The sequence below is a fragment of the Uliginosibacterium sp. sgz301328 genome, assembly GCF_041807905.1.
GTDB lineage: Bacteria > Pseudomonadota > Gammaproteobacteria > Burkholderiales > Rhodocyclaceae > JBGVSA01.
This window is the reverse complement of record NZ_JBGVSA010000008.1, coordinates 1-12,935: the sequence shown is the minus strand read 5'-3', so window position 1 is coordinate 12,935 and position 12,935 is coordinate 1. Positions and strand designations below refer to the sequence as shown.

Annotated in this window: 11 protein-coding genes, 1 pseudogene and 1 CRISPR repeat array; of the genes and pseudogenes, 8 read left to right on the top strand and 4 right to left on the bottom strand. The window is 63.2% G+C overall.

The genetic code is table 11. The features are described from left to right. Positions 1-69 precede the first annotated feature (69 nt). Entirely contained in the window at positions 70-1,341 is a 1,272-nt protein-coding gene (locus ACDA63_RS07825) for a threonine/serine exporter ThrE family protein (protein ID WP_373662662.1), read from the bottom strand. A gap of 171 nt (positions 1,342-1,512) precedes the next feature. On the opposite strand from ACDA63_RS07825, the gene ACDA63_RS07820 reads away from it, so the two are divergent. Genes ACDA63_RS07820 through ACDA63_RS07800 form a run of 5 tightly spaced genes read left to right on the top strand, consistent with a single transcriptional unit; the run spans position 1,513 to position 6,905 of the window. Then, positions 1,513-2,484 (top strand): lysylphosphatidylglycerol synthase transmembrane domain-containing protein, encoded by a 972-nt coding sequence (locus ACDA63_RS07820; protein WP_373662661.1) that lies wholly within the window; start codon positions 1,513-1,515, stop codon positions 2,482-2,484. Further along, complete coding sequence (locus tag ACDA63_RS07815) at positions 2,481-3,527, top strand: glycosyltransferase family 2 protein (RefSeq protein ID WP_373662660.1); 1,047 nt, start codon at positions 2,481-2,483, stop codon at positions 3,525-3,527. The genes ACDA63_RS07820 and ACDA63_RS07815 overlap by 4 nt, the downstream gene beginning before the upstream one ends. Continuing rightward, positions 3,524-5,074, top strand: coding sequence for an ArnT family glycosyltransferase (locus tag ACDA63_RS07810; protein WP_373662659.1), 1,551 nt, complete (start codon positions 3,524-3,526; stop codon positions 5,072-5,074). Before ACDA63_RS07815 ends, ACDA63_RS07810 begins: the two co-directional genes overlap by 4 nt. Further along, complete coding sequence (locus ACDA63_RS07805) at positions 5,074-6,561, top strand: glycosyltransferase family 39 protein (RefSeq protein ID WP_373662658.1); 1,488 nt, start codon at positions 5,074-5,076, stop codon at positions 6,559-6,561. Before ACDA63_RS07810 ends, ACDA63_RS07805 begins: the two co-directional genes overlap by 1 nt. Further along, entirely contained in the window at positions 6,558-6,905 is a 348-nt protein-coding gene (locus ACDA63_RS07800; RefSeq protein WP_373662657.1) for a nucleotide pyrophosphohydrolase, read from the top strand. Before ACDA63_RS07805 ends, ACDA63_RS07800 begins: the two co-directional genes overlap by 4 nt. Positions 6,906-6,916: 11 nt before the next feature. On the opposite strand, the gene ACDA63_RS07795 is transcribed toward ACDA63_RS07800, so the two are convergent. Then, positions 6,917-8,794 carry a hypothetical protein gene (locus tag ACDA63_RS07795; RefSeq protein ID WP_373662656.1) on the bottom strand — a complete coding sequence of 626 codons (1,878 nt, stop codon included), beginning with the start codon at positions 8,792-8,794 and terminating at the stop codon, positions 6,917-6,919. 366 nt (positions 8,795-9,160) lie between these two features. Here ACDA63_RS07795 and ACDA63_RS07790 point away from each other — a divergent pair, with 366 nt between their 5' ends. From ACDA63_RS07790 to ACDA63_RS07780, 3 genes are all read left to right on the top strand, one after another. Next, on the top strand, positions 9,161-9,361 hold the full coding sequence (locus ACDA63_RS07790; protein ID WP_373662655.1) for a hypothetical protein: 201 nt from the start codon (positions 9,161-9,163) through the stop codon (positions 9,359-9,361). A 118-nt stretch (positions 9,362-9,479) separates the two neighbouring features. Then, entirely contained in the window at positions 9,480-10,001 is a 522-nt protein-coding gene (locus tag ACDA63_RS07785) for a nucleoside deaminase (protein WP_373662654.1), read from the top strand. A gap of 112 nt (positions 10,002-10,113) precedes the next feature. After that, entirely contained in the window at positions 10,114-10,599 is a 486-nt protein-coding gene (locus ACDA63_RS07780) for a hypothetical protein (protein WP_373662653.1), read from the top strand. Between the two features lie 227 nt (positions 10,600-10,826). Here ACDA63_RS07780 and ACDA63_RS07775 read toward each other — a convergent pair whose 3' ends face one another. Then, positions 10,827-11,312, bottom strand: coding sequence for a GNAT family N-acetyltransferase (locus ACDA63_RS07775; protein ID WP_373662652.1), 486 nt, complete (start codon positions 11,310-11,312; stop codon positions 10,827-10,829). A 109-nt stretch (positions 11,313-11,421) separates the two neighbouring features. Next, a pseudogene (locus ACDA63_RS07770) lies at positions 11,422-11,694 on the bottom strand (transposase); the annotation flags it as partial. A 38-nt stretch (positions 11,695-11,732) separates the two neighbouring features. After that, positions 11,733-12,900: a CRISPR direct-repeat array (repeat unit 28 nt; unit sequence TTTCTGAGCTGCCTATACGGCAGTGAAG). Between the last annotated feature and the right edge of the window lie 35 nt (positions 12,901-12,935).

Below are 12,935 nucleotides of genomic sequence, written 5' to 3'. Positions count from 1 at the left end.
GCGCAATTTTACACGGGACGGGGCCGGCGACCCGCCGCCCCTCGATCAAGCGAAGGCTCACGCGGCGATTCAATGTGCCGGTCCGCGCAGGAGTCTCGTGATGCGCTCCCCGAGCACCAGCCCGATGGCCATCGCCCCGACGACGAAAGATGCCTTGACTATGTTGTAACTGGTGAAATCGACCAACTGCGCCGTAGCGTTCCCGTGCGACAGGGCAATCTGCATCGCGCCGCCAATGCCCTGGTACATGAGCACGCCGGGCATCATCGGCACCGCGCCGGCAAAGGCCACGGCCGCGAATTGCACGCGCAGGCGCTTGACCATCACGCTGGAAATGATGCCGATCGTGAAGCAGGCGAGCAGCGTGGAGGTTTCCAGCGGCATGCCGTGCTGCAGGCACACATAGCGGATGCCGTGGCCGACCATGCCGGCGATGATCGACGTCCACAGCACATGCCAGGGCGCATTGTAGAAAGCCCCGAAACCGCAGGCGGCCACGCCGGCCAACAGCATGTCGGCCCACAACTGGATGGTCACGCCGGAGCTTCCCGCCGGGACCGTGGTCCAGCCCAGCGTCAGCCAGCCGCCCAGGAACACCCCGCTCGCCGCCGCCAGCAGGATGCCGGCCGCCAGCCCCAGCCGGGGCAAGGCGGTGTGCATGTCGTTTTCGATGGCGTCGTAGAGTGTGTTGATGAGGTGCGGCCCCGGCACCAGCATCAGCGCCGGCACGATCAGGCACATGCCGGGGGTGGCAGTCCAGCCGGCATTGATGACGATGCCGCCAAGGATCGAGCCGATGAGCGCGGCGGTAAACGGCAGCGCGAAGAGCATCACGTGGCGCTTGGCCAGTTCCTGCCGCGCCAGCAGGCCGAGGGCCGAAGACAGCGCCACCGTCAGCGTCGCGCCCAGGTCTGCCGACAGCAGGATGGCCAGCGCGGCCGCCGCGGCGCCGAAGATCCCGGCCAGCAGCCAGCGATTGTGGCGCGGCGTGGTCTTTTCGACGGTATCGAGGCGCGCCAGCGCGGTCTTGATGTCGATATGGCCGGCGATGACGTCGTCCACGACTCGCATCACAGCGGCGTTGAGCCCCACGTTGATGCGTAATTCATGCGCGTGGTGATGCAGGCTGCCGCGCGGCGTGTGCAGCGAGATCGAGCAATATCCCGTATCGACGAACAGCGGGATGCCGAGGAACTCGGCCAGCTCGTGCATGCGACGGCGCAGCAGGCCCGTGCGCAGGTTGTATTCCAGCAACAGGCTGCCTGCACGGTGCAATAGCCGCAACGCATCCTCGTCGATGGGCGGGCTCGCGGACGAGCGGTCGAACATGAGTATTGCCATGGGTCGTAACGGACGATCGAATGACGGGTTGGCGACGGCTCGCAAGGATACTTGAACGATGCCTCGCCACGGCGAACGGCATCAATCGGGACGATCCGAGCGACAGGCCCGGAAAGTCGCTCCCGCAATGGTAAACTGCGCGGCTCGCCTTTTTGAACCGCCCCGCGCGCCTTGACCCATCCTTCGCCCACCGAACCCAGCCGCAAGCCGTCCACGCTCTCGACGTGGCTGAGCAGGCTCGTTGCGCTCGTATTCACCGCAGCGTTGATGGTGTGGTTCGTGCAGGGCGCACACTGGCAAGGCGTCGGAGCCCGGCTGGCCCAGATCCACATCTGGCAGCTGGCGGTGGCGGTGGCGGCTTTTGCCGTCACGTATCTGCTGCGCGCCGGTCGTGTCTACGACGAATTCCGTCGCACGACCGAAGTCAGCTACGCCGGCATCCTGCGCATCACCCTCGTTCACAACGCTTCGGTCAACATCCTGCCCTTCCGCAGTGGCGAAGCGGCTTTCCCGTTGCTACTGTCACGCTGGTTCGGCGTGGCGCCCACCCGCGCCGTGGCGGCCCTGCTGTGGCTGCGCATCCAGGATGCCTTCGTCGTGCTGGCGCTGGCGTCGCTGGTCTGGCCGGATCTGCCCGTCTGGCTGCGCTTGCTGTGGATCGGCGCGGTGGCTGCGGCGGCGTGGGCGATTCCCGCCTGGGCACGCAACCATCCGGAAGTCCTCGACAGCCACGGCAAGCTGCAGAAGATCACCATCAAGCTGCGCGCTGCACTCGCGGAATCCACGCGCGGCTCCATGCGGAGCTGGTTGTGGACGGTCGCAAACTGGTCGGTGAAGCTTGCCGCCCAGGCCTGGCTGCTCAGCGCCGTGCTCGGCAGCACGCTGGCCACCGGCATGGCCGGTGCGATGGGCGTGGAACTGGCCGCCATCCTGCCGATCCAGGGCGTAGCAGGCTTTGGCACCTATGAGGCCGGCGGCGCCGCGCTGATGCGTCCGCACGGCATAATGCTGGCCGACGGACTGCAAGCCGCGCTGGCGCTGCATCTTTTCGTGATCAGTTGCGCCCTGGTCGGCGGCGGCCTTGCCGCCGTACTGTTGCCGGGCGCACGCACAACGACAAATTCGATATCCGACACACCATGACGACCGAACTCCCCGTCGCAGTTCCGCAGACCGACCTGGCGCTGGAAACGCTGCCGCCCCACCGCCTGTCGGTGGTGGTGCCCATGTACAACGAAAAGGACAACGTGGCGCCGATGGTGGCGCGCGTCCATGAAGGGCTGGCGCACTACCCCTGGCCGTGGGAACTGATTCTCGTCGACGACGGCAGCTCGGACGACACGCCGCTCGAGCTGCAGCGCGCCGTCAAGCAATACGGTCCGCACGTGCGCGTGCTGGAACTGATGCGCAACTTCCGTCAGACCGCGGCCATGCAGGCCGGTCTGGATGCCGCGCGCGGCGACGTGGTCGTCACGCTCGATGGCGATCTGCAGAACGATCCGGTCGACATCCCGCGCATGGTGTCGCGCCTGCTGCGCGAAGACCTCGACCTCGTGGCCGGCTGGCGCAAGAACCGGCAGGATGGCCTCTTCCTGCGCAAGATTCCGTCACGCATCGCCAACCGCCTGATCGCCCGCATCACGGGCGTGCGCCTGAACGACTACGGCTGCAGCCTGAAAGTGTTCCGCGCATCGGTCATCAAGAACGTGCGCCTGTACGGCGAAATGCACCGCTTCATCCCGGCATGGCTGGCGACGGTGACCACGCCGCGCCGCATCCGCGAAGAAGTGGTCACGCACCATCCGCGCATCCACGGCGAATCCAAGTACGGCATCTCGCGCACCTTCCGCGTGATTCTGGACCTCGTGTCGGTGTTCTATTTCATGCGCTACCGCACGCGCCCCGGCCACTTCTTCGGCGGAGTCGGGCTGGTGTTGGGAGGCCTCGGCTCGCTGATCCTGCTCTACATGGCGTTCGTCAAGCTCGTGCTCGGCCAATCGATCGGCACGCGGCCGCTGCTGTTCGTGGGTTTCTTCTCGATCATCATGGGCGTGCAGTTCGTGCTGTCGGGCGTGATCGCCGAAACGCTGGCACGCATCTACTTTGAGTCGGGCGCGGCCAAGCAGTACCAGATCCGCGATCCGCACGTACCGGCCGACGCCGAAGACTGGCATCAAGCGCAATGAGCCTGTTCGCACCCGAGGGCCTGTCACCGCGCGCCCGCCTGCTGCTCCTGCTGTTGCCGCTGTTTGTCTTTACGCTGAATCTGGCGGGCGCACCGCTGTTCGATGTCGACGAAGGCGCGTTCTCCGCCGCCACGCGCGAGATGTTCGTGCGCCACGATTTCATCTCCACGTGGCTCAACGGCTCGCCGCGCTTTGACAAGCCGATCCTGATCTACTGGTGCCAGGCTTTCTTCATGTGGCTGTTCGGCCCGAGCGAGTGGTCATTCCGCCTGCCCTCGGCCATCGCTACCGCCGTGTGGTGTCATGCCGCCGGCCTGTTCGCCGCCCAGCGCGCGGGCAAGGATGCCGGCTGGATGGCGACCATCGTCGGCATGACCAGCATCGGTGTCTTCGCCATCGGCCGCGCCGCCACCGCCGATGCGCTGCTCAACATGCTGCTGGCGCTGACTCTGTTCGACGCCTGGCGGCACCTGGAAACCGGCGCGCGCGCGCCGCTGCTGCGCAGCTATCTGTGGATCGCACTGGGCGTGCTGACCAAGGGACCGATCGCGCTGTTGGTGCCGGGCGCCACCACGATGCTGTATTGCCTATTTTCGGGCCGGCTCGGCGACTGGCTGCGCAGCGTGTTCAACCCGCTGGGCTGGGTGATCCTGATCGCCGTGGCGCTGCCGTGGTACGCCGCTGAATACCACGTGCACGGGCAGGACTTCATCGACGGTTTCTTCCTCAAGCACAACGTCGAGCGTTTCTCGGGCCCGCTCGAAGGGCATTCGGGCAGCGCCTTCTATTACGTGCTGATGGTGCCGGTGCTGCTGCTGCCCTGGCTGTCCTGGCTGGTGGCGGCCGTCGGTCATCTGGCGAGCGACCTGCGCGATCCGTTGCGCCGCTTTCTGTGGACGTGGTGCCTGTTCGTCGTGGTGTTTTTCTCGTTGTCCGGCACCAAGCTGCCGCACTACGCGCTGTATGGCTGCACGCCGCTCTTCGTGCTGATCGCCCTGCACCGCGAGACGATTCGCCGCGCCTGGGTGGGCGCATTGCCGGGGCTCGCGCTGCTGGCCTTGCTCGCCGCCTTGCCCGCCTTGTTGCAACACGCACTGGCGGCAGGCTGGATCAGGGATCAGTACTATGCGATGCAACTGGGCCGGGTGGTCAATCTCAACCTGGCGCCCTACTACAGCGTGCTGGGCGTGGCGATCTGCGTGGCGCTGTTCGTCACCATCGCCCCGCGCATCGAGGTGTGGCGCCGCCAGTGTGTCATTGCGATATTCACCGCGCTGGCGCTTGCGCTTGCCGTGACGCCCCTGGTGGGCGAACTTCTGCAGGGGCCGATCAAGCGCACCGCCATCGCGTCGCGCGACATTCCCGGCGATGCGGTGACGTGGAACTTCAATGTGCCGAGCTTCTCGGTCTATCGCGAGCAGATCACGCCCGCGCGCCAGCCGGTGTCGGGCCAGCTCGCCATCACCCGTGCCGACCGCCTGCCCCCGGACGCACCCGTCGACGTCCTGCGCCGCGAAGGCGGCGTGGTCCTGGTGCGCGTGCACTGATGCTGCCGAACACGAACAACGCAACACAACGCGCTGACGGCCTGCCGCAAGGCACGCTGCTGCTGACGTGGCTGCTGCTGCTCACGGCCTACCGCCTGTGGGTGATCCCGCGGCAGGGGATCACGCTCTACGTCGACGAGGCACAGTACTGGACCTGGGCGCAGCAACTCGATTGGGGCTACTACTCCAAACCGCCCGTCATCGCTTGGCTCATCGGCCTGACGACGGCGGTATTCGGCGACGGTCCGCTCGCCGTCAAGCTGCCCTCGCTGATCCTGTACCCGGCAACCTCGTGGCTGATCTTCCGGCTGGGCACGCGCCTGTTCGATGCGCGCATCGGTTTCCGCGCCGGCATCGCATTCTCGTTGCTGCCCATTGTGTCGGCGCTGGGCCTGTTCGTATCGACCGATGCGCCGCTGATGTTCTTCTGGGCGCTGTCCATGGCGGCCTTCGTGCGCGCGCTGGACAAGAATCGCTGGCGCGACTGGCTGTTGCTGGGCGCCGCCGTCGGGCTGGGCATCATGTCGAAGTACACGATGGCCGCCTTCGGCGCTTCGGCGCTTCTCTACGTGCTGATCGAACCTTCACGCCGCCGCACGCTGGGCAACCCGCGTCTGTGGGCCGCCGTGGCGCTGGCCGCGCTGATCGTCGCGCCCAATATCCTGTGGAATTGGTCACACGATTTCCCGACGCTGCGCCACACCGCCGACATCACGCACGTCGAGGGGCTCAACGACAAGAGCGGCAATCCGGGAGAATTCCTGCTCGCGCAGGTTGGTTCGCTCGGGCCGGGCCTGGCCGTTGCATTCGTCTGCGCACTGGTCGCGGCATGGCGCCATCGCCGCGAAGACCGCGTGCGATTGCTGGCATGCTTCTCCCTGCCCCTGCTGGCGCTGGTATTTGCGCAAGCGGCGCGTTCGGAGGCCAACGGCAACTGGGCCGCCCCCGCACTGTACGCGGCCACCCTGCTGGCCGTGGCATGGCTGTCCCGCCTACGCGCGCGCTGGTGGACCATCGCCATCGGCATCAACATCGTCCTGATGCTGGGCGTCTATCACCTTGCCGACGTGTTGCACGTGGCGGGCAAGCCGATGACGGCGAAGGTCGATCCGTACAAGCGCATGCGCGGCTGGGATTCGCTGGCGCACGCCCTGCGTCCGTATCTGGCCGAGAACCCGCACGCCATCCTGCTGGCGGACAACCGCACATTGTTGGCCCACATGCTGTACGAATTGCGCGATATCCAGCCGGACTACGTCGCCTGGGCGCCGAGCGCACATCCGCAGGACCACTACCAGTTGATCCAGCCGCTGCGCAACGAAGCACAGGGCCGGCCGATCCTGTTGTTGTCGCAGGATGATCCAACACCGATCACCTCGCGCTTCACCAGCGCCCGCCTGATCGGCCGCATCGCCGTGGAGGTCGAACCGGGTCTGCGACGCGAGCTGGATGTGATCCTGCTCGAAGGCTTCAAGGGCTACCAATGAGCGATCGCCTGATCGATACGCGAGCGCTTGAAGCCGCATTGGCCGAGTTCGCGCGCGAGCGCGACTGGGATCGTTTTCACAATCCACGCAATCTGCTGCTGGCATTGACGGGCGAAGTCGGCGAGCTGGCCGAAATTTTCCAGTGGAAGACTGACGCCGAGGCCGAAGGCGTCATGGGTACCAATGAAGCGGAGCACGTGCGGCAAGAAGTCGCCGATGTGCTGCTCTATCTCGTGCGCATCGCCATGGTGCTCGGTATCGACATCGACGCCGCCGTGCGCAACAAGATCGCCATGAACGCGCGCAAGTATCCGCCTTTGCGCGACACCGGCGACCAGACCTAACGCACGGCGCCCTATGCGGGCCCGGCTGCCAGACTCGCCTGCACGCGCTGCACGACGTCCGACCAATCACCGATGCGCGCCTGCCGGATGACGCGTACCGAGTCGTACCACGTGCGCTCGCCCTCTTCCACGCCCCACAGGTAAGCGTTGCCGCGATCGACCATCAGCAAGGTTGGCACGCCCAGCGAGCCCGCCAGATGAACCACCGACGTATCCACGCTGACCAGTTGGTCGAGCACGCATAGCAGCGACGCCGTTGCGTCGAAGTCGGGCAGCGCGTCGCTCCAGTCGACGACGTCGCAGCCGGCGGCACGCAACGCGGCGGCCTCTGCGTTGGAGGCGGGGTTGATCGAATGGAAACGCACGTTCGGCATGTCGCACAGCCGCGCGACAACGTCGACAGGCATCGAGCGCCAGTAGTCGCGCCGATGGAACCGGCTGCCGCGCCAGACCAGCCCGACTTCGCGCCGGCCCGGCCGTCGTTCGAGGCGGGCTGCCCATGCATCCACCGCCCGGCAATCGACCGGCATGTAGGGCAGAATCGGCACGGTGGCGTCGGTAAAACCGAACGCCCTGCAGCAACTCATCATGGGCAAGTGGAACCCGTCGAGTTCCTCCGCCGACTGCAAATCCAGCACCTGTATCGAGTGGTACTCGGCGCAACGCGTGAGCAGCCTGCCGTACTCGTTGCGCCAGCCGGCGAACATCACCTGGCCGCCCAATGCCTTCACGTGCTCCGCCACGGCCGGCAGGTATCGCGCCAGCCAGATACCGTCGCCGAGCTGAAGCTCCTGCCACACGAACAGCGTTTTTCCGGCCAGCGACTGACCTTGCCACAGCGGCACGCCGAGTACGTCTTCGATCCGCTGGCGGCCGGCGGGCCACCCCGGTTGCCGCCACAAGGCTTCCATGTTGGCCCAACCCGCCGCCCAGTCGCCCCGGCGCAGTTGCCCCTCGCCCAGCATCAATTGCGTCATGACGTCGTCCGCCATGCGCCGATGCTGATCTTCGAGCAGCGCCACGGATTCGTCATGACGACCACAGTCCCATAGCGCATCGGCCAGCAGGACACCGAGTTCCGCACGCGCTCCGTTGGCATGGCGATAAGCGGCATCGGCAATGGCGACGGCCTGTTCCGGCTGGTGGAAATAGCGCAGCGCCTCGGCCTGCGCGAGAGCGCGGTCCGGGTCGGTGGAATCACCTTCCATCAAGAGCTGATACGTCGCCCGCGCCTCATCGTAAAGCCCTTCGAACAGCTCGCGCTTGAGAAGGCCGAGCAACAGATAGTGATCGTCGGGATAGCGCTCGACCACCCGGCGCAGCGCGTCCAGCACCTCGGGGCTTCGCTCGGCGTGCTCGATGACCCGGCTGAGGTTGCGGCGGACGACCTCGTCGGGCGACACGTTTGCGGCCCTGAGCATCAGCCAGAACGCGTCGTTCCCTTGGTTCTGGTCCATCCAGGCGACGGCCAGATTGTTGAGTTCACTTGCCGTGCCGGCGCCGCACGGCAATACGCTCGGAAAGACATCTTCGGCCTCGGCGTATCGACCACGCTCGCGCAAGGATTTTTCCAGTTCGACACAGGCCATGAGCTCGACGCTGGCACCAAGCTGCCGCGCGCGGCGAAAGGCGCGGGCGATTTCCGGGTGACCGGCGTCCCTGCATTGCAGCGCGCGACCATAGGCGTACCAGACCCGCCCGTCATCTGTGAAACGCTCCGTGAGCCGGCGCGCCAGTGCCGCCGCAACCTGCGCGCGGTCTGGCGAGGCGCGATATTCGTCCAGCAGCGACAGCGACTGCTCGATGGTCAGCCCCTCAGCCCTCGCAACGATCGCTCGTTCGGCGGGGCCGAGTGCGTCACCAGCGCCGACAATGTCATCCGAAGTCATGATTTGCGCAGATCCTGTTCCGTAACCGGCCAAGCACAAGAGGCCAGCGCCGTGAGGCGGCGACTGTAGCAATGCGAACGCATATGCCGTCTGCTTTCGAGCAATGCATCCGTCGCCGCGCGCCACTGCGTCGGACGCCGTCGCGGCCGTATCGAAATCACCATAATCAAGGTGCGATCCATCATCGTCGCGACAAATGCTGACAATAGCCTGTCCCTTTCGGGTGGGGCCGTTTGAATTAACGCACAATAGGCTACATTTTGAATATACGGCGCCCGCGAGGCGTCGTTACCGGCCGCGTAAGGGCGATGCAAAGCGTCCGTGTCCGGTAGCGCAAATGAAACGTTCGACCCGTAGGACCTTGCCATGACCCCGCCCCGACTCCTGCTCGCACTGACGAGCACATTGCCGGCATTGCCCGCCCGGGCTGCCGCGCAGCAGATTCCCGATGGCGCATCGCTGTCGCTGATCCCCTTCGATGAACCCGGCGCCCTGTGGTTGCTGCTGCTCGGTGTGATCGCCTACCTGTTTGCGGTCTCCGGCCACAATCGCCACAACAAACACTGACGATCGGCCGGACGCGTGACATGCGGTGGCGGCATAGTGCTTATCCATGCCGCCGTGTCGGCGCACGGCACCGCATCGATAGAATGGCCCGCATCGCCATCACCCTGCCCAAGCGACCATGATCACGGCTCCTGAATCGGCCTTTCCCGCACAAGGTCTCGTCCCGACGCGCGAACAGATCATCCGGCACCTGCGTCGCTCCAACGACGTCGCGCGTCGTGCGATGGCGCTGGGCCATCATCCGTTCGGCGCGATCCTGGTGGGCCCGGACCAGGAAACCGTGCTGCTCGAACAGTGCAATATCGATACCGTGAATCACGCGGAATCGACGCTTGCGCGCGTGGCGGCAAGCAACTTCACGCCTGACTTTCTGTGGAGCTGCACGCTCTACACGGCCGTCGAGCCGTGCTGCATGTGCGCCGGCACCGCGTACTGGGCAAACATCGGCCGCGTGGTATTCGGCATGACCGAGCATCACCTGCTGGCACTGACCGGCGCCCACGACGAAAACCCGACCATGAGCGTATCCTCGCGCTACGTGTTCGACCACTGCCAGAAGCCGGTGGAACTGATCGGCCCGATCCCGGAACTGGTCGAGGAAACCGCCGCGATGCAGCAGGCATTCTGGGCGGCGCGCTGAACGCACGTGGCGCGGCGCAGCCCGATGCGCGCCGATCAGCGATCGTAATGGGGCGTTGTGGCATCATTCTGCATCGGCGAGCACCTCGCCACCTCGACGCCGGAGACATCCCATGTCCATTCGCAGCCTGCTGCTGGTTGTCCTGATCGTACTCATCGCGCTGTTCGCCGCCATCAACTGGACGGCATTCGTCGCGCCCACGCAGCTCTCGCTGATCTTCACCACCATCACCGCGCCCCTTGGCATCATCATGCTTGCGTTGATGGTGCTGCTGGCGGTGCTGTTCCTCGCTTTCGCGCTGTACATGCAGACGTCGATCCTCATCGAGTCACGTCGCCATGCCAAGGAAATCACCGCCCAACGCGAGCTGGCCGACCAGGCCGAAGCGTCGCGCTTCACCGAGCTGCGCAACTACCTCGCGGCAGAACTCGAAGCGCTGCGCGCACAAGCCGTCAATCGCGACACCGCCGTGCTGACACGCATCGACCGGCTAGAGCAGGACGTGCGCGCGCATGTCGATCAAACAGGCAATACCCTCTCCGCCTACATCGGAGAAGTGGAAGACCGATTCGAAAGAAGAATTCCGAACCGGGAGTGACTGGTTTGTGAGCTGCCTATAGGGCAGCAGGTCACTCCAGGTTTGCGCTTGATGATGGGATTTTTGGTATGAAGCATGAGAGTTACCTCGTGTTTTGTATGAGGATTCGACCCCCATATCAAAACCGGTAGCTCTTGGCTTTTCGATGCCAGATGTCAGATTAAGTCGCGATTAATACACGCAAACGTACGGCCATCCCATTTATCAGCCAGTTCCGCCAAGCTTCATTAGAGGCTGGGATGTGATTTTTCCCGCATATCTTTTGTAAAGATCACTTTGTCTTCATTGATAGCATAGTAATTACGTATTCTCGCCTCACTGACGAAACCCTGCTTGCCATAGAACGCCCGAGCCGCGCTGAAATCGATAAGGCTCGATGTCTCGACCAACAATAGTCTGGCATTTTTCTTTCTCAATTCTTTTTCGATCTGATTGATCAAGGCGTTGCCGATTCCCTGACGCTGCCGGGAAGGACTGACCCATAGCATCAACAAGTTCCAGACATTATTGGTCATGACTTCAGGGGCGCAATATGCAATACCCGCGAGCCCCTCTTGTTCGGCACTAAACCATAACTCATCGAATTCGCCGGAGAAATAATTTTTTAGAGTCTCCCGTACATGCAATAACCCCTCATCGTCAAACTGACCACTTTTTTTCAGCATGTCGAGCAATGGTTCTACATCGGAAGGTTCGACTGAACGAATAATCATAGAATTCCTTTTTAATCAGGTGTATTGATGCAGCGAAATCTGCTCAGGTTATGCAGCTAAAGCAAGAGCTTACGCCAGGGTCCTCATTCCCAGCGCCTGATGTGGGATGCGCCATGGCCAGCCGCTGTTTCGGTGTGAATCCGCCCAGAGCCATATGTGGGCGTTCGTGATTGTAAGACCACATCCAGCGCGTGGCGTGTTCCTGCACGTGCTCGAGGTTTTCCCACTCGTACTGCGACAGCCATTCGTATCTGGCCGTCCGGTTGAACCGCTCGATATAGGCGTTTTGCTGCGGCTTGCCGGGCTGGACGAAATCGAGCCTGATGCCCCGCTGTTGCGCCCAGGCCAATAACGTTGAACCGGCGTATTCCGGTCCGCTGTCATGAAGACATCCCAAAGCTGCTCTTCAATTCATGCGTGTTTCTGAGCTGCCTATACGGCAGTGAAGTTCGGCGACTACGCGAAATATTGGCCTTTGCATTTCTGAGCTGCCCATACGGCAGTGAAGGATCAAGCCGAGTTTGAGCCGATCCACGAAGCTTTCTGAACTGCCTATACGGCAGTGAAGAGGATGTTGCGCTGGACCCCGTGTCCCGATTCTTTCTGAGCTGCCTATACGGCAGTGAAGGCTGGTATGCATCTCATTGAGGGCGCCGCGCATTTCTGAGCTGCCTATACGGCAGTGAAGCTTCGGCATGCCGACATCCGGCCCCATCTCTTTTTCTGAGCTGCCTATACGGCAGTGAAGAGAACGTCAGGCGATGTACCTGCGTGCGTGCATTTCTGAGCTGCCTATACGGCAGTGAAGGATTGGGCCTGGGCGGCGGCAGACTGATAGTTTTTCTGAGCTGCCTATACGGCAGTGAAGGGGATGTGACGGCGCTCTCGTCCGAGCTGAGATTTCTGAGCTGCCTATACGGCAGTGAAGCGATTCGTTGCTGATCAGAACGACTTTGACCATTTCTGAGCTGCCTATACGGCAGTGAAGACGATCAGCAAAGGCCAGTTCAAGGGCTTGCTTTTCTGAGCTGCCTATACGGCAGTGAAGTTCGTCGCCGGCCACAACTGCTTCACGATCAATTTCTGAGCTGCCTATACGGCAGTGAAGCCAGGCCCGCGGAGGTGCCGGCGTTTGGTCAATTTCTGAGCTGCCTATACGGCAGTGAAGATCAGCGCCCACGCAAGGCGCATGAAGGTGCTTTTCTGAGCTGCCTATACGGCAGTGAAGAGTCTGAAGCTCGATGCTGGCGGCTACGTGTCTTTCTGAGCTACCTATACGGCAGTGAAGGTGGCGGCCGCCGTCATCGGCCTTCTGTTGCTTTTCTGAGCTGCCTATACGGCAGTGAAGGTCTGAACGCAAGGCCCGAGGTTTATCTGAGTTTTCTGAGCTGCCTATACGGCAGTGAAGGAGTTCTTCACCAGCTTCGCCGAGTTCGAAGATTTCTGAGCTGCCTATACGGCAGTGAAGTCAAAGGGCAGCAGTTCGACAGCAGCATCGACTTTCTGAGCTGCCTATACGGCAGTGAAGGGCAGCGGTTTTGTCCACCCGCCGCAACCTCTTTTCTGAGCTGCCTATACGGCAGTGAAGACGAGGGAGACATGCCGCGCAGGCTGCGCGAATTT

Excerpts from the sequence above, each read along its gene's own strand:
- ACDA63_RS07825 (WP_373662662.1), bottom strand. The coding sequence starts at position 1,341 with ATGGCAATACTCATGTTCGACCGCTCGTCCGCGAGCCCGCCCATCGAC.
- ACDA63_RS07815 (WP_373662660.1), top strand. The coding sequence starts at position 2,481 with ATGACGACCGAACTCCCCGTCGCAGTTCCGCAGACCGACCTGGCGCTG.
- ACDA63_RS07810 (WP_373662659.1), top strand. The coding sequence starts at position 3,524 with ATGAGCCTGTTCGCACCCGAGGGCCTGTCACCGCGCGCCCGCCTGCTG.
- ACDA63_RS07805 (WP_373662658.1), top strand. The coding sequence starts at position 5,074 with ATGCTGCCGAACACGAACAACGCAACACAACGCGCTGACGGCCTGCCG.
- ACDA63_RS07800 (WP_373662657.1), top strand. The coding sequence starts at position 6,558 with ATGAGCGATCGCCTGATCGATACGCGAGCGCTTGAAGCCGCATTGGCC.
- ACDA63_RS07795 (WP_373662656.1), bottom strand. The coding sequence starts at position 8,794 with ATGACTTCGGATGACATTGTCGGCGCTGGTGACGCACTCGGCCCCGCC.
- ACDA63_RS07790 (WP_373662655.1), top strand. The coding sequence starts at position 9,161 with ATGACCCCGCCCCGACTCCTGCTCGCACTGACGAGCACATTGCCGGCA.
- ACDA63_RS07785 (WP_373662654.1), top strand. The coding sequence starts at position 9,480 with ATGATCACGGCTCCTGAATCGGCCTTTCCCGCACAAGGTCTCGTCCCG.
- ACDA63_RS07780 (WP_373662653.1), top strand. The coding sequence starts at position 10,114 with ATGTCCATTCGCAGCCTGCTGCTGGTTGTCCTGATCGTACTCATCGCG.
- ACDA63_RS07775 (WP_373662652.1), bottom strand. The coding sequence starts at position 11,312 with ATGATTATTCGTTCAGTCGAACCTTCCGATGTAGAACCATTGCTCGAC.